Origin of the sequence: Gottfriedia sp. NPDC057991 (assembly GCF_042886615.1) — a bacterium.
Taxonomy (GTDB): domain Bacteria; phylum Bacillota; class Bacilli; order Bacillales; family Bacillaceae_G; genus Gottfriedia.
In genome coordinates this window covers 1,105,920-1,132,205 of sequence record NZ_JBHVQN010000001.1, presented here as the reverse complement: position 1 = coordinate 1,132,205, position 26,286 = coordinate 1,105,920, and the positions used below count along the sequence as shown (strand labels likewise).

Sequence of the window (26,286 nt, the reverse complement as noted above, 5' to 3'; positions counted from 1 at the left end):
GTTCACTCTTAACCGAAAGATAAACAAAACAAACCTAGTCCAATTTGAACTAGGTTTGTTTTCAAAAATTATATTATTAAAACATAATTCCTTTTCTCATATATGTACTCTAAACATTAACGGAGTTTTGAAACCTTGCACCTTTTTTTAATAAAAGAGGAGTTATCATAAAACCGATAATCATACCTGCCAAGTGACCAGTCAGACTTGTCGACGGGATAATTAATGAAGATAGTAATCCAATTCCTAAAAATGTTATGACAAACTTACGATCATCTGAAAAGAGCATCTTTTTTCTAAATAAGGTAATAAATAAATACATTCCTAAAAAAGCATAGCCAACACCGGATGCACCTGTCTCAACTGTATTAGGTGAATAGTTAAAATTAATAATAAGTCCTGTAAGAATAACCGATAATAAATAAAATAGTAAAAACTTAACTGAACCTAGCGCTCTTTCTAATGGTCTACCTAAAATAATCATAAAGGTCATATTCATAAAAAAATGAGCGTAGCTTCCGTGCATAAATGCATAAGTAAAAAGTCTCCATATTTCACCTTGTTGTACTAATTCGTGCTCATATCCACCTAAATTGATAATATTTTCGATCGTATATCCACCTAAAAATGTCGTAATGATCGCTAATATAGTACATAAACCAACCATAATAGTTGTGATTGGATATTTCCTAATAAACGTTTTGAAGTCTTCTGTCACCAAAAACATCAATCTTCATCCCTTCTTGGAGCTATTATCAAGTTGTTATTTATATTTTCTAATTACTTAATTCGACATTTTTCTGTAAATTCCTATTCTCAAATAAAAAAATCACACAAAATTTAGAGGCAGAAATAGAAATTATAGGAGAAAGGTTTAATCTTTTCAGTCAAATTCATTTGTTAATATTAAAGGAAGATATTTTTGAATGATTTTTAATGGGGTAAAAGTATCAATATATTTTGCACTTGTAAAAACTGCTACTAATTGATTTTTTGGTGAAATAATGATAAATTGGCCTCCATAACCCATGGCAAAATAAATCGTTGAATCAAGTTCCATTAACTCTTTATTTTCAAGCACCCACCAATGGTAAGCATATGATCCAACATGCGGATATGTATGGTACTTTGCTTTTGTTGATTTTTCAATCCACTCACTTGAAATAATCTGTCTATTATTCCATTTTCCTTTTTGCATCATTAAAATCCCAAGCTTCAGTAGTTCATCTGTCATTAAACTTAAGCCAAATCCACCAATATTAATTCCTTTTGAATCTTCGTGCCAAATAAACTCTTTTATTCCTAACGGATCAAATAACATTCGATTTGCGAAAGTAGAAAGTTTTTCATTCGTTACCATCTGAATAATTCCACTTAGTACTTGTGATGCTCCAGAATCATAAATCATTTTTTCACCTGGATTATTAACCATTTCTTTTTCAAGTACATATTGTATCCAGTCTTTACTATTAATCATTGGAAATGGACGTCCACCCCATTCGCCCCACTCTTGCCAATCATATCCAGGTGTCATTGTGAGCAAATGTTCGATCGTAATTTCTCGTTTTTTCGTTTCAATATTTGGAAAGTATTTAGAAATTGGTACATCAACACTTTCTATAAATCCTTGATCAATTGCAATTCCTATCAACATCGATAAAACACTTTTCGTAACGGAATTAATTTTGAATAGTTTTGTTTCGCTTTTTGAATTTTTATAAAAATTATATTTAACTTCTCCATTTTGATAAATAAGGCAAGTAGAAATGCGTTCTTTTTTTAATTCATTTTCGAATTTTACATAGTTCATAGAATTTGTTTTCAAAACATTTCTCCTTTCAAGTTGATTTAATAAGTTCTGTCTATTTTAATCATTAATTCTAAATATGTATATTTTACATTATTTCAAAACATTTTTATAAACTTTGTACCCTAAAAAACAAAATCGAGCTGCAATCGCAACTCTAAAATGATTTATTTAACATCTTTTATATTTTCTTTTTAAATGATCTTTAATCAAAACAAGTTTCTTTTTTAGGATTTTGATAATATTCAAACATTAATTCTAATTGAGCAGCAGTATTTCGATTGAGGGAAAGGTCTGGTAAATGCTCTTGATCAAAGAAATCAATATCACTTGTTTCAGTTCCAGTTGATGGATTACCACCAACAATTTCACATTGTATAAATAATTTGTAGTAGTGATATGAATGAGGTGGATGGTCATGCTTTGTCATGTCTAAAACTGCTAGTAGTTTCTTCACTTTAACTTCATAGCCTGATTCTTCATAAATTTCTTTTACTACATTTTCTGAAGCTGATAATCCCACATCACAAAAACCACCTGGTAAAGACCATTTATTTTCTAGCTTTTCTTTTACTAATAATATTTTTCCATTTTTAAAAACGACACCTCTAACATCAAGCTTTGGTGTTGGATACCCCCGTTCATTACGAAACAATCCCTCGATTTCTTCAATTTGTAATTCTGAATAATGATTTAAAATATCAGCACTTATGTGTCTTAGTTCTTCATACCTTTCTTTATCAAAAACATCTTTCGTAAAGGTTAATCCTGCTTGAGAAATTGCTTGGATTCTCTGTGCCCATTCTAGCCATTTTATACTCATAGGAATCCACTTCCTTTTCTACTAATAGGTAGTCTTATTAATAATCTATACTTTGTCCTAACGTTAGTTTACGCAAAATTCCTTTTCGTTGACTCACTGAATGCCCATATAAAAAAAGAAAGCTCTAAAACTTAGAGCTTTTTTCTAAAATTAAATGATCGAATCTTCCATTGTTAAAACAACGGGACAATGGTCACTTCCCATAATTTGGGAGTGAATTTCTGAATTTATTAACTCATTTTGAAGTCTATTTGAAATAATGAAATAATCAATACGCCAACCAATATTTCGTTCACGGACTTTTGCCATATAAGACCACCAACTATACGAACCTTCTTTAGTTGGATTTAAAAATCGAAAGCTGTCAGTAAAGCCACTTTCTAATAATGCTGTCATTTTACCACGTTCTTCTTCCGTAAAGCCAGAATTCGTACGATTTGATTTTGGATTTGCCAAATCAATTTCATTATGTGCGACATTTAAGTCCCCACATAAAATGACAGGTTTTTGTTCATCGAGCTTATTTAAGTAGTTTTTAAAATCATCTTCCCATTTTAATCTTATTGGTAATCTGGCTAAATCTCGTTGAGAATTAGGCGTATAAACATTTACCATATAAAATTTCTCGAATTCTAAGGTTAATACCCTTCCTTCTAGATCTTCTTCTTTGCCGTTAAATCCAAAAGTTACATTTAAAGGTTTATGTTTCGTAAAAATTGCAGTACCTGAATAACCCTTTCTTACTGCAGAATGCCAAAATTGATAATAACCGTCTAATTCCAGCGTTATTTGATCTTCTTGGCACTTCGTTTCTTGTATACAAAATAGATCCGCTTTTTGTTCATTAAAATAATCTAAAAATCCCTTTTGTACACATGCTCTTATTCCGTTTACATTCCAAGATATTAATTTCATACTTTTTTCTCCAATTTACGTTTAGGTTTCGGTTTTACTAATGATGAACGATAATCAAACTGATGAATTTGTCCATGGTAAATTGAAGTTTTCTCATATAACTCTTCAAATGATGACATTTCATATTCGTTCGTTAAATGAAGAAATATTTTCGCGCAAGCCTCAGCATCCGCTAATGCATGGTGATGATGCTCTAATAAAATACCGAATTGCCTTGATAAAGTATCTAATGAATAACGTGATTGTTTTGGTAATACCTTCTTAGCAAGCTGCAGTGAACATAGTAAATTATTTAAAGCTGAAGGTATACCATATCTTGATAAATTATCTTTTAATGCATAACCATCAAATGCTAGATTATGTGCTACTAATGTTTTACCCTCAATTTTATCTTTAATCGTTTCATAAAATTCTGGGAAAAGAGGTGCATCTTGTACGTCTCTTGGTCTAATTCCATGCACAGAAATATTCATCGAATAAAATTCTTCTTCAGGATTAATTAAAGAGTAAACTTGGTCAACAATTACTCCTTCTTCAACAAATACAAAACCGGCAGCACAAATGCTATGTCGATTATAATTTGCCGTTTCAAAATCGAACGCTACAAATGATTTCATATTATCTAACTTCCTCTATTTAAATGATAAGACTATTATAAGCTTTTTTATAAAAAGATGCATTTTTATCATAACGAAAAAAATTCACATTTTCGCCATAATTTATTGTACAATATTAAGATTAATAGTCATTTAGTTAGTAAGAATCAAAGGATGTTGAAAATGAATTTTGTAAAATTGATTGTTCAAATAAGCTTTCTTTACCTATTATTTTTTATTGGAAATATAATTCAGCAACAATTTCACCTGATTATTCCGGGAAGTATAATTGGTATGTTGTTATTATTTTGTTTACTATTTATACCATTTTTTAAGGAAAAATGGATTCGAAACGGTAGTAATTTTTTAAGTAAGCACTTAACACTTTTGTTTATTCCAGCTACTGTAGGAATAATGAATTATTCTTCCATATTAAATTTTCACGGTTTAATTTCTATAATAATAGTATTAGTTAGTACAGCAGTTGTATTTAGTATTACTGCAAGCATTAGTTCGTATTTAACTTCGAGAGCCCATAAAAAACAAACAAATGATTTATTAATTGGGAGGGATACGAATGAAGGACATTAAAAGTTTGCTATTTATCTTCTTAACCATTTTATGTTATATTCTTGCAAAAAAAATGTACGCTAAATTCACTTACTCGTTAATGATTCCGATTGTTACCTCTACTACAGTTATTATCATCATTCTTGTAAATCTTCATATTACTTATGAATCATATATGCTTGGAGGAAAATGGATTAATTTACTTTTAGGTCCTGCTGTTGTTTCTTTTGCCTATCCATTATACGAGCATCGGTCAACATTAAAGAAACATTGTCTTTCAATATTAGTTAGTGTAATTGCAGGAACAATTGTCGGTCTACTTTCAGGTGTATACTTATCACTATGGCTCGGATTAAAAAAAGTCATCCTGCTTTCTTTGGCAGCAAAATCAGTTACAACCCCTTTAGCCATGGGGATCACTTCAATGATAGGTGGAATTCCGTCTTTAACTGTTGTATTTGTAATGATTGCTGGTATTTCAGGATCGATGTTTGGTCCTTTTATTCTATCAAAACTTAAAATAGACCACCCTGTTGCGATTGGCGCTTCGTATGGAATATCATCACATGGGGTAGGAACAGCTAAAGCAGCAGAATATGGTAAAATCGAACAAGCAATAAGTTCAATTGCAATGACACTTAGTGCGATATTTGCCTCGATTCTTATTCCATTTTTCATAAAATTAATCCTAAAATAAAACTTCCCACAAGGTATATATTTTCCTTGTGGGATATTTTTTGATTTTCACAGATCACAGTATATCTCAAAACAAAAAAGTGTCTCAAAAAGTAGGATAACTAATGAGACACCTAATTTAATATTTTTTAAATTTACCAAGGTCTTCCACAACATCCGCCATGCCATCCCCATGGACGATAAAATCCCCAAGGACGGCCCCAACCCCATGGTCTACCCCAGCCCCATGGGCCAAACGCCGCTGCACCAAATAAAAATGGAAAGACGAATGGGAAAAATCTTTCATCCTCTTGTTGCGGTACTCCGGAATATGGATAATATGGCTGCTCAATTTGTTGACGATAATCATACATTATAAATCACCTCCATACAATCCAATGTACGGAGATTAGCTCATTTAGGAGCAATGTCATGTATATAGTCAAAAGTACAAAATAAAGAAGGATAGGTATGTGAAAAGCAGTTTTCAAGGTAAAAACCTATTTACAATGAAATGCAAGCTTATTGTTCAAAACCGATTCGATTTTTCCTTACTACTTATAACATTTTGTACATTTCATATTGAGCAATCGTTTCTTTCTTAAATTCTAGTTTATTAAAGAAACCTTCTAAGCTATTGTTATTTGGTATTGATGTTGAAAACGCTTTTAGATTTAGTTCAGTAGCTGCAGTCTGTAATAAATTAGTTGCTATTTTTCGATTACGGTAAACTTTATCAATCATTAGAAGGCTAATTCGCCCGTTTTCATTGATTGCTAACGCTGCTACATTTTCATCGTTAACTCTAGCTTGAAAGTAGCTAAAATTAGTTAGTTTTTCTAAATAATCAATGTCATTTTGCCAGTTGATATGATAATCCCAATTCGTAACTGTTTCTTTGAAAGTATTAAATTCAACTTTATTTATTTCTGTACTAGATTCTAATTGTAATTGTTGTAAACTTGTTAAATCTGATTTAGAAAAATAAGAAAGATCATAAATCTTTTCATATCCTAGTTTCTTATAAAAATTAATTGCTCGATCATTTCCAACAATTACTTCTAGGAATAGTTGTTTACATCCGTTTTTCTCTGCTTCTTCTTTGTGCAGTTCAAATAATTTTTGGCTTACACCTAATCCCCTATAATCTGGACTAATAGCCAAAGTTCCACATCGCATTGTTTTAATCGTTTCATACATTTTAATACCGCCTAAAATCACACCTACCGCTTCATCTTCATAAATTGCTACGAAAGAGTGCTCAGGTTTGTTACCTTCTGGACCAAAAAACAAATTTACAAACTGCTCTTTAGAATAATTGAATTTAACGATATAATCTGAAAAACCGATTGAAAATGCTTGAAAAGCTAATTCAACGTCTACTTCGCTACATCTGAAATAATTTATTTTTTCAAGTTCTATACTTTTTTTCAATTTTGATTCCATAAATTCACGTCCTTTTTTATTTAGAAATGATGAGTTCATTTTCATTTTGTTGAATTTGATCATAGTTAAAATCAAATTTTTTCTTAAATAGTAAGTAACTGGTTACACATAAAATCATAATGATTAGACTACCATGAAACAACCAAACAAGATGTGGCATTGATAAAAATGATAATAATGGTGATGCAGCTACAAAACCAATCGTAAAACCAACCCTATTTAACAAATTTGCGACTCCGAAGATTCTACCTCTTATGGAATTATCGGTTTTTTGAATCATTGTTGAAAAATAAGTACCTGCTGCATTATCAAAAAAGCCTGTAAAAAATGCGAAGAAGAATACTACCCATAAAATGTGATTCGATAAAAATAAAATGAAACCGATTGAGGTTAAAACTGAAGTTCCGTAATACATAAATAGATAATGTTGTTTTAACCAAGAGACCTTCGGAATTAACCAAGTCGAAAGGATTCCTCCGATCCCCCAAGTTCCCCATATGAGTCCTTGATAAAATGTTGCATGTTCCGAGCTAATTTTTTCTGCTAATATTGGTACTCCGACATTATGAGAGCTTGCTGAAAATGTTTGAAATAGAAATACAATGAATACAAATACTAATAGGGGTTTGATTAGCACATATGTTTTTACTTCTTTCAAATCATTAAATAATTGTTTCCATTGATTGTTATCACCTTTTTTAACTGTATTTTCCCATTTATAAAAGATTAGAACAAATGCAGATAAGAAATAGGAAAGGGCATCTATTCCGATGATTACACGATAATCTACAATGGTTGATAAGAATGCTGAACCTAAAAATCCAATAACCATACTAATGGCAGCAAGGCGCGAAATAAAGGCATTTATTTTTAAAATATTTTCTTCACCAAATATTTGAGGTAAATCCGCACTAAAGCTGACTGAAAAAAAGCTTCCTAATGCGCCAATGATAAAAGCTACAATCGCAAACATTAAAGGTGAAGGGAAAATACATAAAACTAATATACTCATCCCTCTAGTAATATCGCTGAATATCATTAGCTTTCTTCGATTATACCGATCTGCAATTACACCAGAAAATAAACTTGTTAAAATCCCTCCACAAACACGAAGGGCTAAAACCGCTGCCAGCCATGATGTACTTTTCGTCATCGAGTAAATCACCGCATTCATAATAACCAATTCCATCATACTACCTATATCTGAGAACGCCTTTGTATATAAAAAATAGACTTTCTTTCCCATTATAATCCCTTCATTCTACCAAAATTAAAAACTACAAAACTATTAATACATAGACAAACAAATAATTCTAATTTGGACTGAAATCATCGTAATTCCTCCTTTCCAATTAAAACTGACTATTAAGTTTATTTTATTCTATGAATAGTGTATGTTGTTTGCTTTATTTTTAACATAAAAAATTTTCAGATATTTTTTCAGGTAGGAAAGGACTGGCCTTCACTACCCAAAAATTAATTATTAATTACGATATAAGACATAATCATTTCTTCAGCAACTTTAAATTGTGCCTTATAAATTTCATCCTCTTCTACTACTGAATAATGTAAGCATATGCCATCAATATTAGCCCAAAACAAACTAGAAATAATGTCTGGATCGATTGTTTTCTTAAATTCACCAGATTCAATTCCTTGTTGAATAATTTCACTTAAAAATAATCGATATTGATTTTTATACCTTTCAATCATTATGGCTTGTAGATTTTCATGTCTTGCTGAATTAATCCAAAACTCCATATGCACTCTAATCATATTTCGCCATAATTCTGTTAAAGAAATTTCACTGTACATTTGAAATAGCTCTTTTAACTTATCTTTTGATGAACTAAATTTTTGAAATCGTTGATTAATTTTTTCAAATGTTTGAACTGTTCTTTCTTGCATTAAAGTTAAATAAAGCTCTTCCTTACTTTTAAAATAATTATAAATTAGCCCTTTACTCGTTTTGGAATACGCAACAATATCATCCATTGTTGTCGTATGATATCCTTTTTCTCCAAAACATTTTAAAGCACTTTCAAGCAGACTCTCCCTTTTGCGCTCTTTGTAATCATCTGAGACTTTTGGCATTGAACACATTCCTTTACTCATTAAATATATTTAAACTGACTGATTAGTTTAGTTTATCAACTAAATTTTGGAATTTCAAGCGAATATTCTAAATAATCACACGATTATTTTTTATCTCATAAAAAAAAGTGACTAAAAAGTCGTTAAACTTATCTAGTCACTTTATGAAGTCCAAATTAGTTTTGTTCAAGTTTCGCTTGAACAGAAGCTAACTTACCTTCCATTGTACTTTTCTTGTCGCGACGATCATCAATTCGAATAGTCGTTGCAACTCTTGAAATTCCATTTTCGAATGGTACCTCATGCATTTCTTGTACAACTTTTAATAATAACGGTAATTCGCCTTCAATAATTGTATTCATTGGTGTAAGCTGGAATTTTACTTCACCATTATACTTTTCTAAAACTTTATGTATATTTGCTACATACGCACTTACGCTAGGTGTTTCAGTGCCAATTGGTACGATTGAAACGTCAATAATTGCCATTTTTCGTATTCTCCTTTTTATCAATTTGTTACTTGTATATCCTAACATGTTTGTGATATAAATGAAAAATTTAACGATCATTCATCTCCTGGAAGACTTAGACTATAATAGCATTTTACATCATAAAATTAATATCCCTTTTCAATCTTCACTACATTTCTTAGCTTCTCGTTATTTTCTAATGTTGAAAGTGTATTGACAAAACATTTTACACCATCATTTGGTAAAGTAACAGCCGAAATATGTGGTGTTATTTTTACGTTAGGCATTTGCCATAATTCTGAATCAGCAGGAAGTGGTTCAACAGCAAAAACATCTAAAATAGCTTTTCTAATATACCCATTATTCAAAGCTTCTTTTAAAGAGTCCTCACACACAGTTGCTCCTCTACCAACATTTATAAAACCTACATTATTTAAATGTTTAAATGTATTCATATCTAATATATTTTTCGTTTCATTTGTTGAAGGAAGAACACTAATAATCCAATCTGCATGATCTAAAATTGTAGATGCTTCTTGGAACGGAACTATTTTTTCAAAATATGGTTTTTGACTACCACTCATAGAAACTCCATATACTTTCATTCCTAAGCTTGATAAAATTTTTCCGATATAGCCTCCAATTTCACCTGTACCATAAATGACTACTTTTTGGTCTTCTAAAGATTTTGGGATATGAAACTCCCACTTATTTTCATTCTGTAAATTTGAAAATTGTTCATGTAATTGTGAATCCTGGAGAATATAACTTAAACAATATTGACTCATTTTTGGACCAAAAACATCGATCGTTCGCGTTAATAGTACGTCACTCTTCCACTTAATTTTCATGAAACTATCTACGCCCGCTGCTAATGAATGAACCCACTTTATGTTTCCAAATTCAAAATTTGGTGTTGGACGAAAACCAACATATGTATCAGCCCACTCATAATCCTCTTTTGTTACTTCATCTTCAGGTAAAAAACGAAACTCTTTTGATAGATTATGTGATTCAATTAGATCTTTCAGCTTATGATGAATTCGGCTAGTTACTAAAACTCTTTGAATTTCCATTGTCCTACACTCCTTTTTTTGTCTTAAATAAATTTTAGCATAATATTTCGAAAAGAATGAAAAGAAAACACTTCGAGTATAAAATAGCAGCCAAGACTCTTTCATGCCAATCTATTAGGGGTATCTATACAGCACTTTGTTTTTTTAGATGTCCTATTGGATCTTTTCATTCGGTAATTAGTTGATTTTTATCAACTGTTTGAGGAATATAGAAAGAATAAGAGCATATTTGCTAGATTTCCATTTAAAATAATCTCCAATTGTACATTAATCACGTCATAATACCCTAACTGGTATGAGTAATTTTTAGTCTTATTTGCGATTCTAAAGGATTTAATTGCAGTTTTGCTGATTTTAATTGCTGTTTTGTCATTTTTAATTGCTGTTTTGTCATTTTTATTTGCGATTCTCCAAATTTATTTGCAGTTAGTCCTTATTTTGCAACTTTTCATCTTTTATTTGTACTGTTGAACTCCTTATTTGCAATTCGCTTAGAATTAATTGCAGCTCAGACTGAATTTCACTAGATTCATTTTTGTTTAATTTCAAATCTTATTTATCACAAAAAAAAGAGGTTCCCTAAAAAAATTGGGACACCCTCATCTGTTTAATCTCTTCCTTATAATACTTTACTTAAGAAGCTTTTCGTGCGCTCGTGTTTTGGGAAATCAAATATTTGTACTGGACTGTTTTCTTCTACTATGAATCCTTGATCCATAAAAATTACGCGATCACCAACTTCACGAGCAAAGCCCATTTCATGTGTAACAATGACCATTGTCATTCCTTCTTTAGCTAGTTGCTTCATAACTTCTAAAACTTCCCCGACCATTTCAGGATCTAGAGCGGAAGTAGGTTCGTCGAATAACATAATTTTTGGTTCCATTGCAAGTGCTCTTGCAATCGCAACACGTTGTTTTTGGCCACCAGATAGCGAGTCAGGATATACGTTTGCTTTATCGGAAAGCCCGACTTTTTTTAATAGTTCAAGTGCATTCGTTTTAGCAAAGTCATTCGGTCGATTTCTGACTTTTTTAGGTGCTAGAGTAATATTTTCTAAAACTGTTAAATGTGGAAATAGATTAAAATGTTGGAATACCATGCCTACTTCAGTACGAATTTTATTTAAATTTGTTTTTTTATCTGTAAGATCAACATCTTCAATAAAAACTTTACCAGCTGTTATTGTTTCTAACATATTTAAACATCGAAGTAAGGTTGATTTACCTGAACCAGAAGGACCAATCACAACGCATACTTCACGTGGTTGAATTGTAATGTTGATATCTTTTAATACTTCTAGTGAACCAAATGATTTTTTTAGTTTTTCTACTTTAATCATCCCGTAGTCAACCTTCTTTCGATGCGATTTAAAACAAAGCTTAATGTTAATGTTAGGACTAAATAGATTACTGCAGCAGATATATAAGGCTCCCACACTTTATAATATTGCCCTTGCATTGCTCTACTCCAATACATCAGTTCAGGTGCAGCAATAATAGCTGCAATTGAAGATTCCTTAATTAAGACGATAAATTCATTTCCAAGTGGAGGGATCATACGTTTTATAGCTTGAGGTAAAATAACATGTTTCATAGCTTGTACATGCGTCATTCCTAATGAGCGAGAAGCCTCCATTTGCCCCTTATCAATTGATTGAATTCCAGCACGAAAGATTTCAGCAATATATGCTGCTGCATTTAATGATAATGCAATGATTGCGGCCGCTATTGCATTTGTTTCTCCTATAAAATACGGAACTACCCCAAAGTGAATTAATAAAATTTGTACAAATAACGGCGTTCCTCTAAAGAAATTGATGTACCAAACAAAAGGTAGTGCTAACCATTTATTAGATTGCATTTTACCTAGTCCAATAAATAATCCGATTATTGTCCCTAAGAATATTCCTGCAAAAGATAAGCCAATTGTTAATCCAGTTCCTTTAAGGAAAAACGGTATGTATTCTTTTACAATGCCAAAATCAAATCCCATTTCTTTTCCCCCATTTAGATAAAATTGCGTAACACAAGTACCTGTTACGCAATTTTTCATTTCCTATTTATTTTCTTCTGCTTTTAATGTTTCAAGATCTGGCTCTGATCCAAAATGCTCTTTATAAATTTTTTCATAAGAACCATTGTTTACTACTTCTTTAATTGCTTTATCAAGTTTACCTTTTAATTTACTACCATCTTGAAGTAATAGACCGTAATATTCAGGTTCAAAGCTATCTTTATCATCAATAACAACTAGCTTTTTATCTGGATTATTTTTTGCATACGCTTCAAGAACACCATTGTCCGCAACTACTGCATCCGCTCCTCCACTAAGAAGCTCTAAAATTGCTAAATTGTTATTTTCGAATTTTTTTAGATTTTTATTGTTTTTACCAAACATTTTTTCAACAGCTTCTTGACCTGTTGTACCATTTTGCACAGCTACAACTTTCCCCTTCAAATCTGCGGCTGATTTAATACTGCTACCTTTTGGAACTAGAATTTTATTAATTGAAAGAAAATAAGGTGTTGTAAAATCATATGTTTTCTCACGATCTGCATTGATTGAAATTGAAGACATACCAATATCAGCAGTTTTGCCACCAATTTCAGCAAATAATGGGTCCCAGCCAGTATTCACAATTTTGATTTTTACCCCAGCTTCTTTCGCAACTGCATTTGTAAAATCAACATCGAATCCTACTATTTTTCCGTTATCAAGATATTCAAATGGTGCATAGGCAGCATCAGTAACAACTCTTAATGGTTTGTCTGCTGATCCGCTTGTTTTCGCATCCTTACCACAACCCGATAAAATTAGAGCTGTCGTCACAGCAAATGCAAACGATAGTTTTTTAACCTTTTTCATTTAAATCCCCCCAATTATTTATTTTATTTTATGTGAATAAATTTCTGATTAGATTGAATATATTGAAAATTTAATATATTTAGATTTTTAATTATTATATCTATTCTTGTTTAAATATGCAATACTATGTCAATTATTGTTAACTTCTTCCATTGTATAAGAAAGTAAAGTAAGACTGACATATTGATATTGCATTACGAGTTTACTACTATCTAAATACATTTCACACTAAAAAATTCTAATCGAAAATATTATATTAATTGCTCCAGTGAAGTAGAAGGATGATATTTTATATATAAAAAAAGGGCTGTCAATTTAGACATCCCTTTTATGATCTTTTACATCTAATTTAATCCAATATTCCCCAAAAAGAAGTTACCTGTGCACCTTTTATTTTTTTATGTACGCCCATTTGTAGGAATTTTTCACTCCATACGGGTGATTGTAGATATTTTTCACATAAGATTTTTCCAAATATGCCACACCATTCTGATATATAGGTGAAATGGCTGCATCCTTTTCAAGCAATAGCTCTTCAGCTTCTGCTAAAGTCTTCCAGCGTGCTGGCGGATCTTGTAGGAGAGTTGTTTTTGCTTTTGTGATCATTTCATCATACTTCAGATTCGAGTATCCTATATTATTATTCGTTACCCATTTATCCAAGAATGTCATCGGATCCGGATAGTCCGGTCCCCATCCTGCTAAAGAGATATCGTACTGAAGCTTATCTTCTAGCCCAAACTTAATCTGTGCAGGTTGCATCTTGATGTTCACTGTTAAACCAGGTAGATTTTTTTCAAGTTCATACTTCAAATATTGGGAAATTTTCTTATTATTATCGTCTTCTGCAATCAGAAGATCTAAAGTAGCGCTTTGTTTTCCAAGCTCCTGCTTGGCTTTTCCCCAATATTCCTTTGCTTTTTCAATATTCGTTTTATTAAAGTCCCCTGTAGTATCGTGGAAATCTTTCCCATCTGGACCATATGCCAAGTTTCTAGCGACAAAGTCGTAAGCTGGTGTTGACCCGTTATTTAATAATACATCTGTAATCCCTTTTTTGTTGTAGCCCATATCGATTGCTTTACGAACATTCACATTTTTCAAGATAGGATTTTGGTTATTTAGCTTTAAATAAATAAGCCTTCCTTCTTGTGTTGTTTTGAATTCTTTATCGTTTTTATACTTGTCTACATATTCGGCTGTTAGACTTACCCTGTCAATTGCTCCCGTCTGATATAGATTAATAGCCGTGGAATTATCCTTTGCAATATTAAATTTGATTTCATCCAGCTTCACAGTATTTTTATCCCAATATTTCGGGTTTTTCTCAAGTTTAAAACTTTGTTCGTGCTTCCATTCACTCATTTTGAATGGGCCGTCATAAACAACTGAGTTCGCTTCTAGCCCGTATTTCTTACCCTGCTCTTTTACAACCTTTTCATTCTGCGGCATAAACGGGGCAAGTGTGGTCAAGCTTAGAAAATACGGCACTGGGTTATCGAGCTGTACTTCTAGCGTATGATCATCAATAGCCTTTACTCCCAATTGATCTACAGGGAGTTGCTTTTCATTTATCTTTTTTGCGTTTTTAACATCATACATGATGTAGGCATATTCTGAAGCTGTGGCTGGATCCAATGTGCGTTTCCAACTATATTCAAAATCATGGGCAGTCACTGGATTGCCGTTAGACCATTTTGCATCACGCAGTTTAAATAGATATGTCTTTTTATCTTTGCTCACTGTATAAGATTTCGCAATTCCTGCTACTGGCTGGCTGTCTTTTCCTTGTCTATATAGTCCCTCCATAACATTGTTTAACACACTGAGAGTTGTAGAATCTTCCACTAGAGAGGAATCCATTGATGAAAGTTCAGATGTTTCAACTAAACGCAGTACTTGTTTTGCATGTGGCTTGCCCAAGCCCTCGACTGTTGTTGCCTTTTCTTTTTGGGTTGCACATCCAGGAAGTGCAATACCCAAAGTAAGCAGTAAAGCGGTTAATCGTTTGGTTTGTTGATTCAATGAAATCTTCCTCCTCATATCCAAATTTTATTTCCTTGTTTAATAATTACAATATTCTGTATATTCAACACATCACCTCTTTTAAATTCAATTTATCGAACGAAAAATGCGCTCTATTCCTTACTCAAAAGATTACATGCTGCATGCAGGAACATGTTAACACCAATAACAAGAGAATCTTCATCGATTGTAAACCTTGGATGATGATGTGGATACGTACTTTCGCTTTCTTTCGCTCCTGAACCAATTTTAAAGAAGCAACCATCCGCTTTTTGTAAAAATGCTGAAAAGTCTTCCCCACCCATAGATGGTGTGATATACACAACAGATGCATTGCCATATACTTCAATAGCCGTTTGTTCCAGCACTTTTGTGACAGCATCATGATTGATAACTGGTCTGTATCCATATCGGTAGTGACAGGAATAGCTTGCTCCATGTGCCTCGCAAATCCCTTTTACAATTTGTTCAATTCGTACCTCAGCGTCGTTTCGCAATTTTTCATCAAAACAGCGCACTGTACCAACAATTTCAGCAGTATCAGGAATGATATTATCAGCAGTTCCTGAGTGAAATTGGGTAACAGATAAGACTCTTTGCGCAAATGCATCGGTTGTCCGCGAAACAATATGCTGCAAATTTGTTATAATTTGTGCTCCGATTGCGATGCTGTCTACAGTTTCTTCCGGATGAGCGGCATGTCCGCCTTTACCGCGGATTGAGATATGAAACGTATCAGGAGCTGCCATCATCGCTCCATAAACGATTCCGATTTTGCCAACTTCCAAACCGGACATGAGATGTAAGCCGATTACGTAATCAACACCTTCCATTACGCCCGCTTGCACCATTTCTTCCCCTCCACCAGGATATTGTTCCTCGGCATGCTGGAACAGGAAACGGATTTCTCCACTTATTTCATTTATATGCTTTGCTAATATTTCAGCCGTTCCAAGTAAAATAGCTGTATGCCCGTCATGGCCACAGGCATGCATCACTCCAGGGACTGTTGAGGCAAACTCAAAGCTGTTTTCTTCAACAATTGGCAGGGCATCCATATCGGCGCGGATCGCCAGCGTTTTACCAGGCTTTCCACCAACTAGTCTAGCCATCACGCTATATGCGGTCGGACGTGAAAGTTCCAGATTTCCGAATGACCGCAATGTATCAAAGACAAATTGAGAGGTTTTTTCCTCTTGAAATGAAAGCTCTGGATATTTGTGAAGATGTCTTCTCCACTGTACTAGCTTTTCTTTTGAAATTTCTGCTTTAAATTCTACATTTTCTAAGGATTTCACTTAAACATCTCCCTTGTCATTATTCAACTGTTAATTTCTCTTTCATACAGATAATCCCCTTCTAATGTAAAAAATACATTGAAAAAAACAGCCTGAGATGAGGAAATTGCTGCTAGTAATAGAATATATATAATGTGGCACACAAATAGGAGGAAATATATGCGAAAACCGAATGCATTGAAATTAGGGGATACAGTAATGATTATTGCGCCATCAAGTCCGCCGAATATTGAAAATGTGATGAAGATGAAATTAACATTAGAACAAGCAGGACTGAACGTCCTTATCGGGAATGGCGTAACAGAAAAGCGGGGCTATCTAGCAGGAAGTGATGAAAATAGAGTGTCAGACTTACATAAAGCCTTCTCTGATCCTGAAGTAAAGGCTGTGTTGTGCGCAACCGGAGGATATGGAAGCGGAAGATTGCTCCAAGACATTGACTTTGAGCACATCAAAAACAATCCAAAAATCTTTTGGGGATACAGTGACATTACAGCTTTACATATTGCTTTGCAGCAAAAAGCAAACCTGGTGACGTTTCATGGGCCCATGATGCAAGAGTGTGGCGCAGATAATGTGCCAGCAGAGACAATAGGTTCTTTCAAGCAATTATTAGAACCGCTAAGTATCACCTTTACCGCATCGGAAGCAGACACATACCCTACATTTCCATATTCTGTTACTGCCCCTATAACCGGCGGGAATCTAACCGTTATAACAAGCACGATCGGTACACCTTATGAAGTGGATACAAAAGGTAAGATTTTATTTATTGAAGACATTCAAGAAGAACCCTACCGTATCGATCGAATGATCAATCAATTACGATTAGCAAAAAAGCTTGAGGATTGTAAAGGGATTATCTTAGGAGATTTTAACGAATGCGGACCGCAAAAACGCAAAGCCTCCCTTTCTATCCCAGAAATAGTGCATGATCATATCGTCTCACTAGGATTGCCCGTTCTAAGTGGATTTCCAATTGGACATTGTTCACCAAATTACGGAGTACCCCTCGGAGTACCTGTCACAATGTATGGGGTAGATCAATCGATATCATTTGAACCTGGAATACAACTATAATGGTAGTAAAAATATCAAATTGGAATGTAGCAGCATTTAATTACGATGTATTTAATTTAATGTAGAATATATAGAATTCCCAAGGTGTAACCCTTCAATTTTGCTGTCATTTTTCGCATGAAAGAAGTAGTAAATAAATTTTAAATAACAGAGTCTTTTTAATAAATATAAAAAACCGGAAACAATAATATGTTTCCGGTTTGGCAATAATTTGATCTTATTTAATTAAAATTGATAACTCCGAATATCCCTTGTTCGTTTTATGAACTTCAATTACTGCAGGCATTGCATCCTTTACATCTTGCACATGAGAAATAACGCCAATTAATCGGCCTGATTTTTGAAGCTGAATAAGGGTATCAATTGCTTTTGATAATAATTCATCATCTAGCGATCCAAATCCCTCATCTATAAACAACGTATCAATTGATACGCCACCTTTATGTGCTTGAATAATATCTGCCATACCTAGTGCTAAACAAAGTGATGCATTAAACTGTTCTCCACCAGATAATGTTTTTACATCCCTAGCAAGACCCGTATAGGAATCATAAACTTCCAATCCTAAACCACTTTGTTTCCTTCCTTTTTCAACTGCATCTTTTCGTTGTAATTGAAATTGACCATTAGATAAATGATCAAGTCGAATATTTGCCGATTCAATAATTTGTTCAAAATAATCCAATAAGACATATCGCTCAAACGAAATCATTTTATCATTATCGCCTTTTGTAACTTTATATAAATCCGTTAAGCCTGCTAATTTTTGTTCAGCTTTTACAAAATCCTCTTGATAGATTTGCAAGTCAATTTTCAATTGACTTAAACGCTTATTTAATTCTTGAATACGAATCATCTCGTTAACGGTAGCGTCTAAATGCTGAGTAATTTCATGTACCTTCATTTTAAGTTCACTTACATCAATTTTTTCCATCGATTGAACTTGTTTTTCAAGCAACTCTTTTTCAGTACTTAATCTTTGAAGACTCTCTTCGAACATTGATAAATCATTTCGATATTGATCAATCATTCGTATATAATCAATTGCACTGATAAACTCAGATTCTCCATTAAACTCGTACTCAGATAATTTATCATGATAAAGAATCGTTGTTTTTCGAATCTCTTCATTTAATTTTATAACTTCATTCTCAAGATGAGTGCGAGTAGTCTCTTTAATCGTCTTCTGTTCAGTTAGTCTTCTATATTCTTCTTCAATTTTTGAAATTTTAGCTTTTAATATTGCCATATTTTTTTCAATTTCATTTTTTTCCAATTGCCATTTCTCAAGGGTTCTTAAAGATTCAGGTAATTTTGACTCAATTTGTACAATGTGAAGTTTTAATTCATTAAGTTCATTCGTAAACTTATTCATTGCCTCGGTCTTCTCAGTAACTTTTAAAGTTAAGTCTCTAATTAATTGTTCTTTTGTTTTTATTAAATTATTAATCTTTTCGAAAGCAGCCTTTTTCTTAGTTAGATTAGTTAAGTTTAATTCGTTCTCTTTAAACTCATTAGCAAGAGCTTTAAGACCTTCATTTGTAAAATCAAATTGACCATGCTCATCAAAAAATGATTCTTCATCGATTTTTAATGAATTTTCTTTACTTTTAATTTCCCCCTGAATTGTTGCTAGTTCAGTCTGAAATTGATTTACTTGCATTTTCAATTTTTCTGCTTCTTCTTCATTGACAGTCCCATTAAATTTAGCAATTGATGGATGATGGGTACTTCCACAAACTGGACATTGCTCTTGATCCTTTAAATCTTTCGCTAAAAAAGCGGCTTTTTGTTGATGCATTTCACTTTCAATTCTGTCCAATTCATTTTTTAATTTTATATGATCTAAATTTTTTATTCGATATTCATTTATTTTTTGCTCTAATTCTTTTTTTGCAAAAAAGATTCGTTTAGCAAACCCACCTTTTAATGAGATTTCCTTGTTTAATAAGGAAAGTTTTGCCCATTGATCATGAATACCTTCTAAGTCAGTTAGTTGCTGTTTTAATTGAATTAATTCTTCGTTCTCTTTCTTTAAACCATCTTGTAATGTCTTTTCTTCATTTTCATATAATAGAATCTGTTTCGACTTATTACGAAACGCTACCTTATGATTTTGAAATTGTTCTACATCTTCTTTTAAAGCTAATAAATTACTCAATTGGCTTTCTAAGCTACCTAATTTTTTTTGCTCTTCAGGTAATGTAGCTACTTCCGCTGAGATTTTTTCAATTTTAATGAGTGTTTCTTTTAACCTCTCTATTTCGAATAATAATTTATCGTTCGTTACTTGAAGTGAACTTTTTAGTTTTTCAAGTTCAGTTTTAATAGGCAATACTTTTTCAGCATTTGTGGCTAATTTTATTTTTACTTTTTTATCTTCTATTTCTAACTCTTGGCCCTTTAACATTGTTAATAATTCAATTACTTCATGTAATCGATCAATATTTTTATTATGAGCTTCTGCTGAAAATAGCTTTTGCTGGCTAGCTTCTAATTGTGATTTTTGTATTTTCTCATTTTCTTCAAGTCTTTTTAAATCTTCTATTATACTTAATATATGTTCAGTCAAAATCTCATTAACAATATGAAGGTTAATTTGAGAATCGTCGGAAATTTGAATTCCTTTTTCGCTTAACAATTTTTCAATCACTTCTAATTTAATAACGATTTTCTGCTTTAAATTAGTAAATTTACTTTCCATGTATTTTCTAGCTAAATTCAGAGTTTCAGTTACTTTTTCAAATAGTTCAGTTCTGAAAATTTTCCGCAAAATTTCTTCCTTTTCTTTTGTATCCGAAACTAATAATTTCCTAAATTCACCTTGAGGAAGTAATACGATTTGTTTAAATTGATCTGCATTGATCCCTAATAATTCTTCTACTTTTTTATTGACGATCGAAGTTTTATTAAATTCCTGACAATAAGGTACTTTTTCCTCATTCTCAATTTTATAAAACTCGATTTTATCGCCCGTAATACTTTTATTTTGTTTCTTTTGATGACCTTTTTGTCTAAAAATATTATAATGGTTTCCTTTTAATTCAAATGTCAATTCAACACTAGTATATAGATCATCATCTGCAAAATGACTTCGAAGCAATGTTTGGTCATTCCTATTTTCACCGCTCGCTTCACCAAAAAGAGCAAAACAAATTCCATCAAATATTGTTGTTTTACCTGCACCAGTTGGACCAGTAATTGCAAATAATCCTTTTTCATTTAGTCGACTAAAGTCAACATGTACCTTATCCTTATAAGGTCCAAATGCATGAAGTACTACTTTTAATGGCTTCAAATCTATTCCTCCCTTACAAAGATTTCGTGAATAATCTCTTTCATATATTGTTCATCTTCAATTTTCAAATCTTCATTTTTCATTTCTTTATAAAAAGATTGGAACAATTCAAGTTGATTTTTTGATTGTTTTTCCACTAAACTCAGTTGATTTGTTTTATCTGTTTGTAATGTCGTTCGCTTTCGACTAACATGCATTGCATTTGGATAAACTGTTCTAATTTGCTCCATCGGATGTACGACCATATGCTCATCAGTTAATTTAACAAATACATAATCATGATTCACAGAATGCTGTCTGATTTCCTCAATCGTACCTTCAATCGATCTTAAATCTCGATTTGGATGAAAATCTTTTTTAACTACTGATAGCTCACCGTCAGCTTTTAATTCAACAATTAAGCAACCTTTTTTATGGTTTTCTTCAGAAAGTGAGTACTTTAATGGTGATCCAGAATATCGAATTGATTGATTTCCTACAAAATGTGCCCGATGTAAATGTCCTAGGGCTGTATAGTTAAAATGTATAAAATTATGATGTGATACGTATTCAGCTCCACCAATAGAGAGTGTTCGTTCTCCCTCTGTCTCTTCATCTGATGGCTCACCATTATTTGTTACGAATGCATGTCCAACAAATACATTTCGTACTGTTGGGTCTAATTCTTCATCTCTTATTTTATTGATGATTGCTTTCATTGCGTCATCATGTGAATGAATATCATCGTTTTGTAAGATATAACGTACAATACTTGGTTCGGCGTACGGAATTAAATAAAAATGAACTTCACCCTCTTCATCATTTAAAATAACTTTCTTAAATGGAGTTTGAAATTTCCCTACTAAATATAAGCCTTCTTTTTCCATAAAACGGCTACCAAATTCAATGCGTTCAGCGCTATCATGATTTCCAGCAATCGCAAGAATAGGCGTATTACATTCAATTACTATTTTATGGAATACTTCATTTAATAGTTCAATCGCCTCAGTTGGCGATATGCTTTTATCATATAAATCGCCTGCTATAACAACTGCATCTGGCTTCTCTTCTTTAATTATTGAAATGAATTCATCTAATAATATAAATCGCTGATCTTCTGTCATATGTACACCATGTACAATTTTACCAAGGTGCCAATCTGCTGTATGAATAAACTTCATTAAATACACCTCATCATTTTATTTACTTTCATTGTTACTAATTTTTAGTACAACTTTTCTATCTTATATTTTACATCAACATACGAACGTTTGTATGCTTTTTAATCACATTAATTCTAAAAATGCATTATTAAGTTAAAATAATTGAAATACTAATAAATATGATTCAAAATAAACCTATCAAAGCTTTAGGAGGTAATTATGGAAAGAATAGAAGATGTAAAAAAATATGAGGAAATTATTAAAAGTGAAAAGCCAATCGTGGTGAAATTTTATGCAACTTGGTGTCCTGATTGTACACGTTTAGATGCTTTTATCGGTGACGTTATTGAAGAGCACCCATCTTTTAATTGGTACACAATGGATCGCGATGAATTTCCAGAAATCGCTAGTGAACAACAAGTAATGGGAATTCCGAGTTTGCTTGTATTTAAAGATGGCGAAAAAATTGGCCACTTACATAGCGCAAACGCAAAAACGCCAGAATCAGTTGAAGAATTTTTATCAACTTTTGAATAATATAAACTTAGTTAAATCTTGATGTGACTAGGAAGACTACTATCTAAATAAAATAAATTAAACCACAAGGTAATTAATCCTTGTGGTTCTTCGTATGCTTATAACTCTTTTGCACCTAACCTTTTTTCCTGGCCTATATGACTTTAACAATTATAGGCAATTTGGACTTGATTTATATCCTATACATCTCATGAGGTGGTTTACTGTGCTTAATTTCATTGTAGATGTTGTTCGTTTTCATAAAAGCAATAACTGGTGCAAGAAGTGTATTGGCCATAAAATGCTCTAGTTACAGATATTATAAAAAAGAAACACCTATATCTCTCAATTATAGGTGTTTCTTTTTCATATTAAATTAAAGCTGTTTTCTTTCATGTAAATTAATAAATACATTTTTACAAATACTGTACCATGCATATCCTACTAACCATCCAGCAATAATATCTGAGAAATGATGTACATGGAGGTAAATTCTGCTCATTGATATTAAAAATATCATTAAAAGTACGATAAATTGAATCAATTTTTTGTGTTTCATCATTGCAGGTTGAATGACGATTAAAATAAAGCCTAATGTTAGAAAGAAGGATGTTGCCATAACTGCATGTCCACTCGGAAAACTAAATCCACTTTCCACATAATACATTGAACTTGGTCGTGGTCTTTCATATAGATCTTTTAAAAATGAAACAACCACTCTAGCTGTCAATAAGGTAATAATTAATGATATACCAGTCCAAATATTCTTACGTATAATTGAATAAACTAAAAAAATGACTGCAAATGTTAGATACATTTTTGAAGAACCAAAATCTCTTAAAAAATAACAAAATGAATCTAGTGCATCTGTTCGAATGAATTCAAAGAATTTAAACGCTGAATTGTCCAAACTCCGAATCATGTTCGAATCATAAATAAGTCCTAAAATAACAAATAGAAAAATAGAAGTAAAAATTAGGATCCAATTATTTTTTTTCATATATCCTCCAATATTAATTCCAGTTAATACGGTTTAATGCTTGTACTTTTGATACACAAAAGAAAAACGACGAGAGCTCCCGTCGCCACTTTCATGACTATTCTTCTTCCTCATCAATTTCATCAATCATACATTTTTCCAGTAAGTACTCAAAAGTAATATCCGCTAGTTCTTCAATTTCCTCTTCCTCAGGAACATATCCTCGCTGAATGAGCTGTTGATAGAAAAATTCAGCTATTTCTTCCGTATCGATAACTACCTCAATTTCTTTCACTAGCATCACCCCTTACTAGTTAATATGTGAAAAATGAGAAAATATGAAAAAAACCTTACTAAGCACAAAAAAATATTAATATGTAACCTTTAGCATAATACAACATTGACAAGCATATATTCAATTAAAACATGTTAAAGGAGCGAGATTCCAATGATAAAAATGGACAAGCTAGCTAATTTAAAAGAAATTATGGTTAATGATGAAATGTTTGAGGAAGCAGTTGAAAAACTGACGACAATTGCATTTTTTATTTTAATAGGGATAGGCATACCTTTTATGATTCATATAATTCTACAATTATTGTAGAATATCCTCTCTCTCAATTTGTTTTCTTCTCTGAGAATTTATTTAAATTTTTAAGCACTAGATCCATCACAATTTTATATTCTTCGTCTTGGAAGATTGAATATAAAACAGCGTAATCATTATATATATCTAATAATCCGTCAATAATTTCTTGTTTTGTTGTTTTATTTCTATTTTTATTAAAATCATTCATTGAGCGAAGTTTTTCTAAGTCTAATTTCGTAATGCCATTTTTATCGTTTCTTAGTTTTTTTAGAATTGCATTTGCAGTTTGCGCTGATGCAATTAGCGTTAAATCTGTTTCATCGGCTTCTAACCATTCTCCATCAGTAATACGCGCTAGTTCGTAAATTGTATCTTCCCACGCGTCATTTTTATATCGCCAAACCTCTGTACGGTACCCAACAATTCGAAAAATTTCTTTTTCATATCCATTTACTTGAACAAGATCCCCGAAAGAAAATGAATAATTTACTTCTATCCATTCTTTTTCAAGTTTTTTCCCATCATATTCGTTGAGAAGCTGAAGAGTATTCTCAACATAAAGTCCGTCATGATTATTGACTTCATAAACAAAAACGCCATCCATCAGTTTAATATTTGTTAACTTTCTATTTTTATTGGCTAATGAGAAAAAAATACCACTCAAGTTTTAAATGAGTGGCTTATCGAATGTCTCTATTTTTTTATCGTCATTTTTTATTTTTAAAGTTAATTTTAGTAATGCTTCTGCAGCAAGTTTTGCATTCAACGCTCCAATTTCTTCATATTTAAACTGATCCATGAAGAAACACCCCTCTATAGACTATTCAAAGGTCTAGTCCATAGTTCACTGAGGTAGGTATTGTAATCGATAAAACTGCCTATAAGAAAAACATATAAGGCATAAAAAAACAACTCTTCTGAATTTAATGAATTGTTTCAGTGCGAATACAAAGGGTTAAAATTTACTTATTTACTAAAAGATGTAAACAGTTTAAAGCTATCCTCGATACGATGGTTAAAGTTCGTATGCGCTGTTCTTAAATATTCCATGTAATGTTCATTTAATGATGACCATACTCGATCTCTTTCCTTTAAATTCTCTATGTAGTATTTTCCAGTTTGTTCATATTGCTCTTCTAGCTTTTCCATTAACTCGACTGATGCTTTGTATGGTGTAAATAATAACTCGCCAAATTTATTTAACGTTTCATCAAATAAATTCACACTTGATTTAACTTCTGAGGATTCATCTGATTTTGCAATTGTAATTCTTGATGTACTTGCATTTATATGAGTGTTAAAGGACTTTACTTCTCCAAATAAACCATTTACTGCATTACGATATTCCTCATTAAATTTCCTTGTTTCTTTTAACACTTTAACAAACGAATTTAACCTTTGTTCCCTACTGTCTCTTAGGTGAATCAAATTACTTTCATATTGATCCCAAAGTGTATTAAAAAAAGGATCCATAAAATAATTTTCTACTTTCTCATCTTCAATTTTTTGAACTTCCACCTTTGATTTTGAAGCTTTCTGTATCGTCAAACTTCTTCCTCCTCTTTTGGTTTCGATTTTTTCTCTATTTTATCCTCTCTTTGTAATGGAGGAATGTAGAGCTCTAGAAAACTAGTGTACATTTTGAAAAATTGATCAAGCATTGATTGATAAAGTTCGAGTTGTCTTGCGTTACCTGTTAAGTATGCCTTCCCAGCTTCAGTAATTGAATAGCAGCGCTTTGCAGGTCCGCTTCCTTTCGTATCCCATTCCGATTGTACAAGATTTTCTTTCTCTAGTTGTCTTAATAATCGATATAAATTTCCTTGGTCAAGTGTTTGAAACCCGAATGCGTGGAGCTTTTGAATTAGATCATATCCATGGAGTGTCATCCGACTAAGGAGTAGAAGAATAAAAGGCATAATAAAATTTTTTGATGGAGTAATATTTTTATCTTTATCATTGTTCATTGGTAACACCTCAATAAAAAATCTATAGGTGTATTTTACACATATATGAATA

The 26,286-nt window shown here is 32.1% G+C and carries 29 protein-coding genes; 5 read left to right on the top strand and 24 right to left on the bottom strand.

The window, feature by feature from the left end:
• Positions 1-109: 109 nt before the first annotated feature.
• From ACFVR2_RS05755 to ACFVR2_RS05735, 5 genes are all read right to left on the bottom strand, one after another.
• Positions 110-727: a rhomboid family intramembrane serine protease gene (locus ACFVR2_RS05755; RefSeq protein ID WP_387359675.1), complete on the bottom strand. Its 618-nt coding sequence runs from the start codon at positions 725-727 to the stop codon at positions 110-112.
• 156 nt (positions 728-883) lie between these two features.
• On the bottom strand, positions 884-1,825 hold the full coding sequence (locus tag ACFVR2_RS05750; protein ID WP_387359673.1) for a serine hydrolase domain-containing protein: 942 nt from the start codon (positions 1,823-1,825) through the stop codon (positions 884-886).
• 187 nt (positions 1,826-2,012) lie between these two features.
• Positions 2,013-2,630 carry an NUDIX hydrolase gene (locus tag ACFVR2_RS05745; RefSeq protein ID WP_387359671.1) on the bottom strand — a complete coding sequence of 206 codons (618 nt, stop codon included), beginning with the start codon at positions 2,628-2,630 and terminating at the stop codon, positions 2,013-2,015.
• A 150-nt stretch (positions 2,631-2,780) separates the two neighbouring features.
• Positions 2,781-3,545, bottom strand: a complete 765-nt coding sequence (locus tag ACFVR2_RS05740) for an exodeoxyribonuclease III (RefSeq protein ID WP_387359669.1) — start codon at positions 3,543-3,545, stop codon at positions 2,781-2,783.
• The gene (locus tag ACFVR2_RS05735; protein ID WP_387359667.1) at positions 3,542-4,162 is read right to left on the bottom strand and encodes a 3'-5' exonuclease; all 621 of its coding nucleotides are present in this window, start codon (positions 4,160-4,162) and stop codon (positions 3,542-3,544) included. The genes ACFVR2_RS05740 and ACFVR2_RS05735 overlap by 4 nt, the downstream gene beginning before the upstream one ends.
• A 162-nt stretch (positions 4,163-4,324) precedes the next feature.
• Here ACFVR2_RS05735 and ACFVR2_RS05730 point away from each other — a divergent pair, with 162 nt between their 5' ends.
• The gene (locus ACFVR2_RS05730; RefSeq protein ID WP_387359666.1) at positions 4,325-4,732 is read left to right on the top strand and encodes a CidA/LrgA family protein; all 408 of its coding nucleotides are present in this window, start codon (positions 4,325-4,327) and stop codon (positions 4,730-4,732) included.
• A complete protein-coding gene (locus tag ACFVR2_RS05725; RefSeq protein WP_387359664.1) occupies positions 4,719-5,408 on the top strand; it encodes an LrgB family protein in 690 nt (229 codons plus the stop codon). Before ACFVR2_RS05730 ends, ACFVR2_RS05725 begins: the two co-directional genes overlap by 14 nt.
• 133 nt (positions 5,409-5,541) lie before the next feature.
• On the opposite strand, the gene ACFVR2_RS05720 is transcribed toward ACFVR2_RS05725, so the two are convergent.
• The 11 genes from ACFVR2_RS05720 to ACFVR2_RS05670 form a co-directional block, all read right to left on the bottom strand.
• Positions 5,542-5,760, bottom strand: coding sequence for a hypothetical protein (locus ACFVR2_RS05720; protein ID WP_387359661.1), 219 nt, complete (start codon positions 5,758-5,760; stop codon positions 5,542-5,544).
• A 184-nt stretch (positions 5,761-5,944) separates the two neighbouring features.
• Positions 5,945-6,832, bottom strand: coding sequence for a GNAT family N-acetyltransferase (locus ACFVR2_RS05715; RefSeq protein ID WP_387359659.1), 888 nt, complete (start codon positions 6,830-6,832; stop codon positions 5,945-5,947).
• 16 nt (positions 6,833-6,848) lie between these two features.
• Positions 6,849-8,078 (bottom strand): MFS transporter, encoded by a 1,230-nt coding sequence (locus tag ACFVR2_RS05710; protein WP_387359657.1) that lies wholly within the window; start codon positions 8,076-8,078, stop codon positions 6,849-6,851.
• Between the two features lie 230 nt (positions 8,079-8,308).
• Complete coding sequence (locus ACFVR2_RS05705) at positions 8,309-8,926, bottom strand: TetR/AcrR family transcriptional regulator (protein ID WP_387359655.1); 618 nt, start codon at positions 8,924-8,926, stop codon at positions 8,309-8,311.
• Positions 8,927-9,102: 176 nt separating this feature from the next.
• The gene (locus ACFVR2_RS05700; protein WP_097978604.1) at positions 9,103-9,414 is read right to left on the bottom strand and encodes an MTH1187 family thiamine-binding protein; all 312 of its coding nucleotides are present in this window, start codon (positions 9,412-9,414) and stop codon (positions 9,103-9,105) included.
• 128 nt (positions 9,415-9,542) lie between these two features.
• Positions 9,543-10,472 (bottom strand): D-2-hydroxyacid dehydrogenase, encoded by a 930-nt coding sequence (locus ACFVR2_RS05695; protein WP_387359653.1) that lies wholly within the window; start codon positions 10,470-10,472, stop codon positions 9,543-9,545.
• Positions 10,473-11,091: 619 nt separating this feature from the next.
• A complete protein-coding gene (locus ACFVR2_RS05690) occupies positions 11,092-11,814 on the bottom strand; it encodes an amino acid ABC transporter ATP-binding protein (protein WP_387359651.1) in 723 nt (240 codons plus the stop codon).
• Positions 11,811-12,467, bottom strand: coding sequence for an amino acid ABC transporter permease (locus tag ACFVR2_RS05685; protein ID WP_335492060.1), 657 nt, complete (start codon positions 12,465-12,467; stop codon positions 11,811-11,813). Before ACFVR2_RS05685 ends, ACFVR2_RS05690 begins: the two co-directional genes overlap by 4 nt.
• 63 nt (positions 12,468-12,530) lie before the next feature.
• A complete protein-coding gene (locus tag ACFVR2_RS05680) occupies positions 12,531-13,340 on the bottom strand; it encodes a basic amino acid ABC transporter substrate-binding protein (RefSeq protein ID WP_387359649.1) in 810 nt (269 codons plus the stop codon).
• A 390-nt stretch (positions 13,341-13,730) separates the two neighbouring features.
• Positions 13,731-15,365 carry a peptide ABC transporter substrate-binding protein gene (locus ACFVR2_RS05675; protein ID WP_387359647.1) on the bottom strand — a complete coding sequence of 545 codons (1,635 nt, stop codon included), beginning with the start codon at positions 15,363-15,365 and terminating at the stop codon, positions 13,731-13,733.
• A 113-nt stretch (positions 15,366-15,478) separates the two neighbouring features.
• Positions 15,479-16,663, bottom strand: coding sequence for an amidohydrolase (locus ACFVR2_RS05670; protein WP_387359644.1), 1,185 nt, complete (start codon positions 16,661-16,663; stop codon positions 15,479-15,481).
• Positions 16,664-16,822: 159 nt separating this feature from the next.
• Here ACFVR2_RS05670 and ACFVR2_RS05665 point away from each other — a divergent pair, with 159 nt between their 5' ends.
• On the top strand, positions 16,823-17,743 hold the full coding sequence (locus ACFVR2_RS05665) for a S66 peptidase family protein (protein ID WP_387359642.1): 921 nt from the start codon (positions 16,823-16,825) through the stop codon (positions 17,741-17,743).
• A 217-nt stretch (positions 17,744-17,960) separates the two neighbouring features.
• Here the strand turns inward: ACFVR2_RS05665 and ACFVR2_RS05660 are convergent, their stop codons facing one another.
• Entirely contained in the window at positions 17,961-21,041 is a 3,081-nt protein-coding gene (locus ACFVR2_RS05660) for an AAA family ATPase (protein ID WP_387359640.1), read from the bottom strand.
• A gap of 2 nt (positions 21,042-21,043) precedes the next feature.
• Positions 21,044-22,201, bottom strand: a complete 1,158-nt coding sequence (locus tag ACFVR2_RS05655; protein ID WP_387359638.1) for an exonuclease SbcCD subunit D — start codon at positions 22,199-22,201, stop codon at positions 21,044-21,046.
• A 201-nt stretch (positions 22,202-22,402) separates the two neighbouring features.
• Between ACFVR2_RS05655 and ACFVR2_RS05650 the strand changes: the two genes are divergently transcribed.
• On the top strand, positions 22,403-22,720 hold the full coding sequence (locus tag ACFVR2_RS05650) for a thioredoxin family protein (RefSeq protein WP_387359636.1): 318 nt from the start codon (positions 22,403-22,405) through the stop codon (positions 22,718-22,720).
• A 355-nt stretch (positions 22,721-23,075) separates the two neighbouring features.
• Here the strand turns inward: ACFVR2_RS05650 and ACFVR2_RS05645 are convergent, their stop codons facing one another.
• Complete coding sequence (locus tag ACFVR2_RS05645) at positions 23,076-23,699, bottom strand: phosphatase PAP2 family protein (RefSeq protein WP_387359634.1); 624 nt, start codon at positions 23,697-23,699, stop codon at positions 23,076-23,078.
• 97 nt (positions 23,700-23,796) lie between these two features.
• Positions 23,797-23,973 (bottom strand): YozD family protein, encoded by a 177-nt coding sequence (locus ACFVR2_RS05640; RefSeq protein ID WP_069032035.1) that lies wholly within the window; start codon positions 23,971-23,973, stop codon positions 23,797-23,799.
• Between the two features lie 153 nt (positions 23,974-24,126).
• Here ACFVR2_RS05640 and ACFVR2_RS05635 point away from each other — a divergent pair, with 153 nt between their 5' ends.
• Positions 24,127-24,282: a hypothetical protein gene (locus ACFVR2_RS05635; protein WP_387359632.1), complete on the top strand. Its 156-nt coding sequence runs from the start codon at positions 24,127-24,129 to the stop codon at positions 24,280-24,282.
• A gap of 13 nt (positions 24,283-24,295) precedes the next feature.
• On the opposite strand, the gene ACFVR2_RS05630 is transcribed toward ACFVR2_RS05635, so the two are convergent.
• The 4 genes from ACFVR2_RS05630 to phaQ form a co-directional block, all read right to left on the bottom strand.
• Entirely contained in the window at positions 24,296-24,871 is a 576-nt protein-coding gene (locus ACFVR2_RS05630) for a hypothetical protein (protein WP_069032034.1), read from the bottom strand.
• A 63-nt stretch (positions 24,872-24,934) separates the two neighbouring features.
• Positions 24,935-25,066: a hypothetical protein gene (locus ACFVR2_RS05625; protein ID WP_387359630.1), complete on the bottom strand. Its 132-nt coding sequence runs from the start codon at positions 25,064-25,066 to the stop codon at positions 24,935-24,937.
• Between the two features lie 167 nt (positions 25,067-25,233).
• Entirely contained in the window at positions 25,234-25,815 is a 582-nt protein-coding gene (locus ACFVR2_RS05620) for a hypothetical protein (protein ID WP_387359628.1), read from the bottom strand.
• Positions 25,812-26,234 (bottom strand): poly-beta-hydroxybutyrate-responsive repressor, encoded by a 423-nt coding sequence (gene phaQ / locus ACFVR2_RS05615; RefSeq protein ID WP_387359626.1) that lies wholly within the window; start codon positions 26,232-26,234, stop codon positions 25,812-25,814. The genes ACFVR2_RS05620 and phaQ overlap by 4 nt, the downstream gene beginning before the upstream one ends.
• Positions 26,235-26,286 lie beyond the last annotated feature (52 nt).

What these genes read in the sequence shown, in the direction of transcription:
- ACFVR2_RS05705 (WP_387359655.1), bottom strand. Translation starts at nt 8,926, where the DNA reads ATGCCAAAAGTCTCAGATGATTACAAAGAGCGCAAAAGGGAGAGTCTG.
- ACFVR2_RS05755 (WP_387359675.1), bottom strand. Translation starts at nt 727, where the DNA reads ATGTTTTTGGTGACAGAAGACTTCAAAACGTTTATTAGGAAATATCCA.
- ACFVR2_RS05630 (WP_069032034.1), bottom strand. Translation starts at nt 24,871, where the DNA reads ATGGATGGCGTTTTTGTTTATGAAGTCAATAATCATGACGGACTTTAT.
- ACFVR2_RS05710 (WP_387359657.1), bottom strand. Translation starts at nt 8,078, where the DNA reads ATGGGAAAGAAAGTCTATTTTTTATATACAAAGGCGTTCTCAGATATA.
- ACFVR2_RS05700 (WP_097978604.1), bottom strand. Translation starts at nt 9,414, where the DNA reads ATGGCAATTATTGACGTTTCAATCGTACCAATTGGCACTGAAACACCT.
- ACFVR2_RS05680 (WP_387359649.1), bottom strand. Translation starts at nt 13,340, where the DNA reads ATGAAAAAGGTTAAAAAACTATCGTTTGCATTTGCTGTGACGACAGCT.
- ACFVR2_RS05635 (WP_387359632.1), top strand. Translation starts at nt 24,127, where the DNA reads ATGATAAAAATGGACAAGCTAGCTAATTTAAAAGAAATTATGGTTAAT.
- ACFVR2_RS05690 (WP_387359651.1), bottom strand. Translation starts at nt 11,814, where the DNA reads ATGATTAAAGTAGAAAAACTAAAAAAATCATTTGGTTCACTAGAAGTA.
- ACFVR2_RS05665 (WP_387359642.1), top strand. Translation starts at nt 16,823, where the DNA reads ATGCGAAAACCGAATGCATTGAAATTAGGGGATACAGTAATGATTATT.
- ACFVR2_RS05735 (WP_387359667.1), bottom strand. Translation starts at nt 4,162, where the DNA reads ATGAAATCATTTGTAGCGTTCGATTTTGAAACGGCAAATTATAATCGA.
- ACFVR2_RS05730 (WP_387359666.1), top strand. Translation starts at nt 4,325, where the DNA reads ATGAATTTTGTAAAATTGATTGTTCAAATAAGCTTTCTTTACCTATTA.
- ACFVR2_RS05715 (WP_387359659.1), bottom strand. Translation starts at nt 6,832, where the DNA reads ATGGAATCAAAATTGAAAAAAAGTATAGAACTTGAAAAAATAAATTAT.
- ACFVR2_RS05720 (WP_387359661.1), bottom strand. Translation starts at nt 5,760, where the DNA reads ATGTATGATTATCGTCAACAAATTGAGCAGCCATATTATCCATATTCC.
- ACFVR2_RS05645 (WP_387359634.1), bottom strand. Translation starts at nt 23,699, where the DNA reads ATGAAAAAAAATAATTGGATCCTAATTTTTACTTCTATTTTTCTATTT.
- ACFVR2_RS05625 (WP_387359630.1), bottom strand. Translation starts at nt 25,066, where the DNA reads ATGGATCAGTTTAAATATGAAGAAATTGGAGCGTTGAATGCAAAACTT.
- ACFVR2_RS05685 (WP_335492060.1), bottom strand. Translation starts at nt 12,467, where the DNA reads ATGGGATTTGATTTTGGCATTGTAAAAGAATACATACCGTTTTTCCTT.
- ACFVR2_RS05650 (WP_387359636.1), top strand. Translation starts at nt 22,403, where the DNA reads ATGGAAAGAATAGAAGATGTAAAAAAATATGAGGAAATTATTAAAAGT.
- ACFVR2_RS05725 (WP_387359664.1), top strand. Translation starts at nt 4,719, where the DNA reads ATGAAGGACATTAAAAGTTTGCTATTTATCTTCTTAACCATTTTATGT.
- ACFVR2_RS05740 (WP_387359669.1), bottom strand. Translation starts at nt 3,545, where the DNA reads ATGAAATTAATATCTTGGAATGTAAACGGAATAAGAGCATGTGTACAA.
- ACFVR2_RS05745 (WP_387359671.1), bottom strand. Translation starts at nt 2,630, where the DNA reads ATGAGTATAAAATGGCTAGAATGGGCACAGAGAATCCAAGCAATTTCT.
- ACFVR2_RS05655 (WP_387359638.1), bottom strand. Translation starts at nt 22,201, where the DNA reads ATGAAGTTTATTCATACAGCAGATTGGCACCTTGGTAAAATTGTACAT.
- ACFVR2_RS05695 (WP_387359653.1), bottom strand. Translation starts at nt 10,472, where the DNA reads ATGGAAATTCAAAGAGTTTTAGTAACTAGCCGAATTCATCATAAGCTG.
- phaQ (WP_387359626.1), bottom strand. Translation starts at nt 26,234, where the DNA reads ATGAACAATGATAAAGATAAAAATATTACTCCATCAAAAAATTTTATT.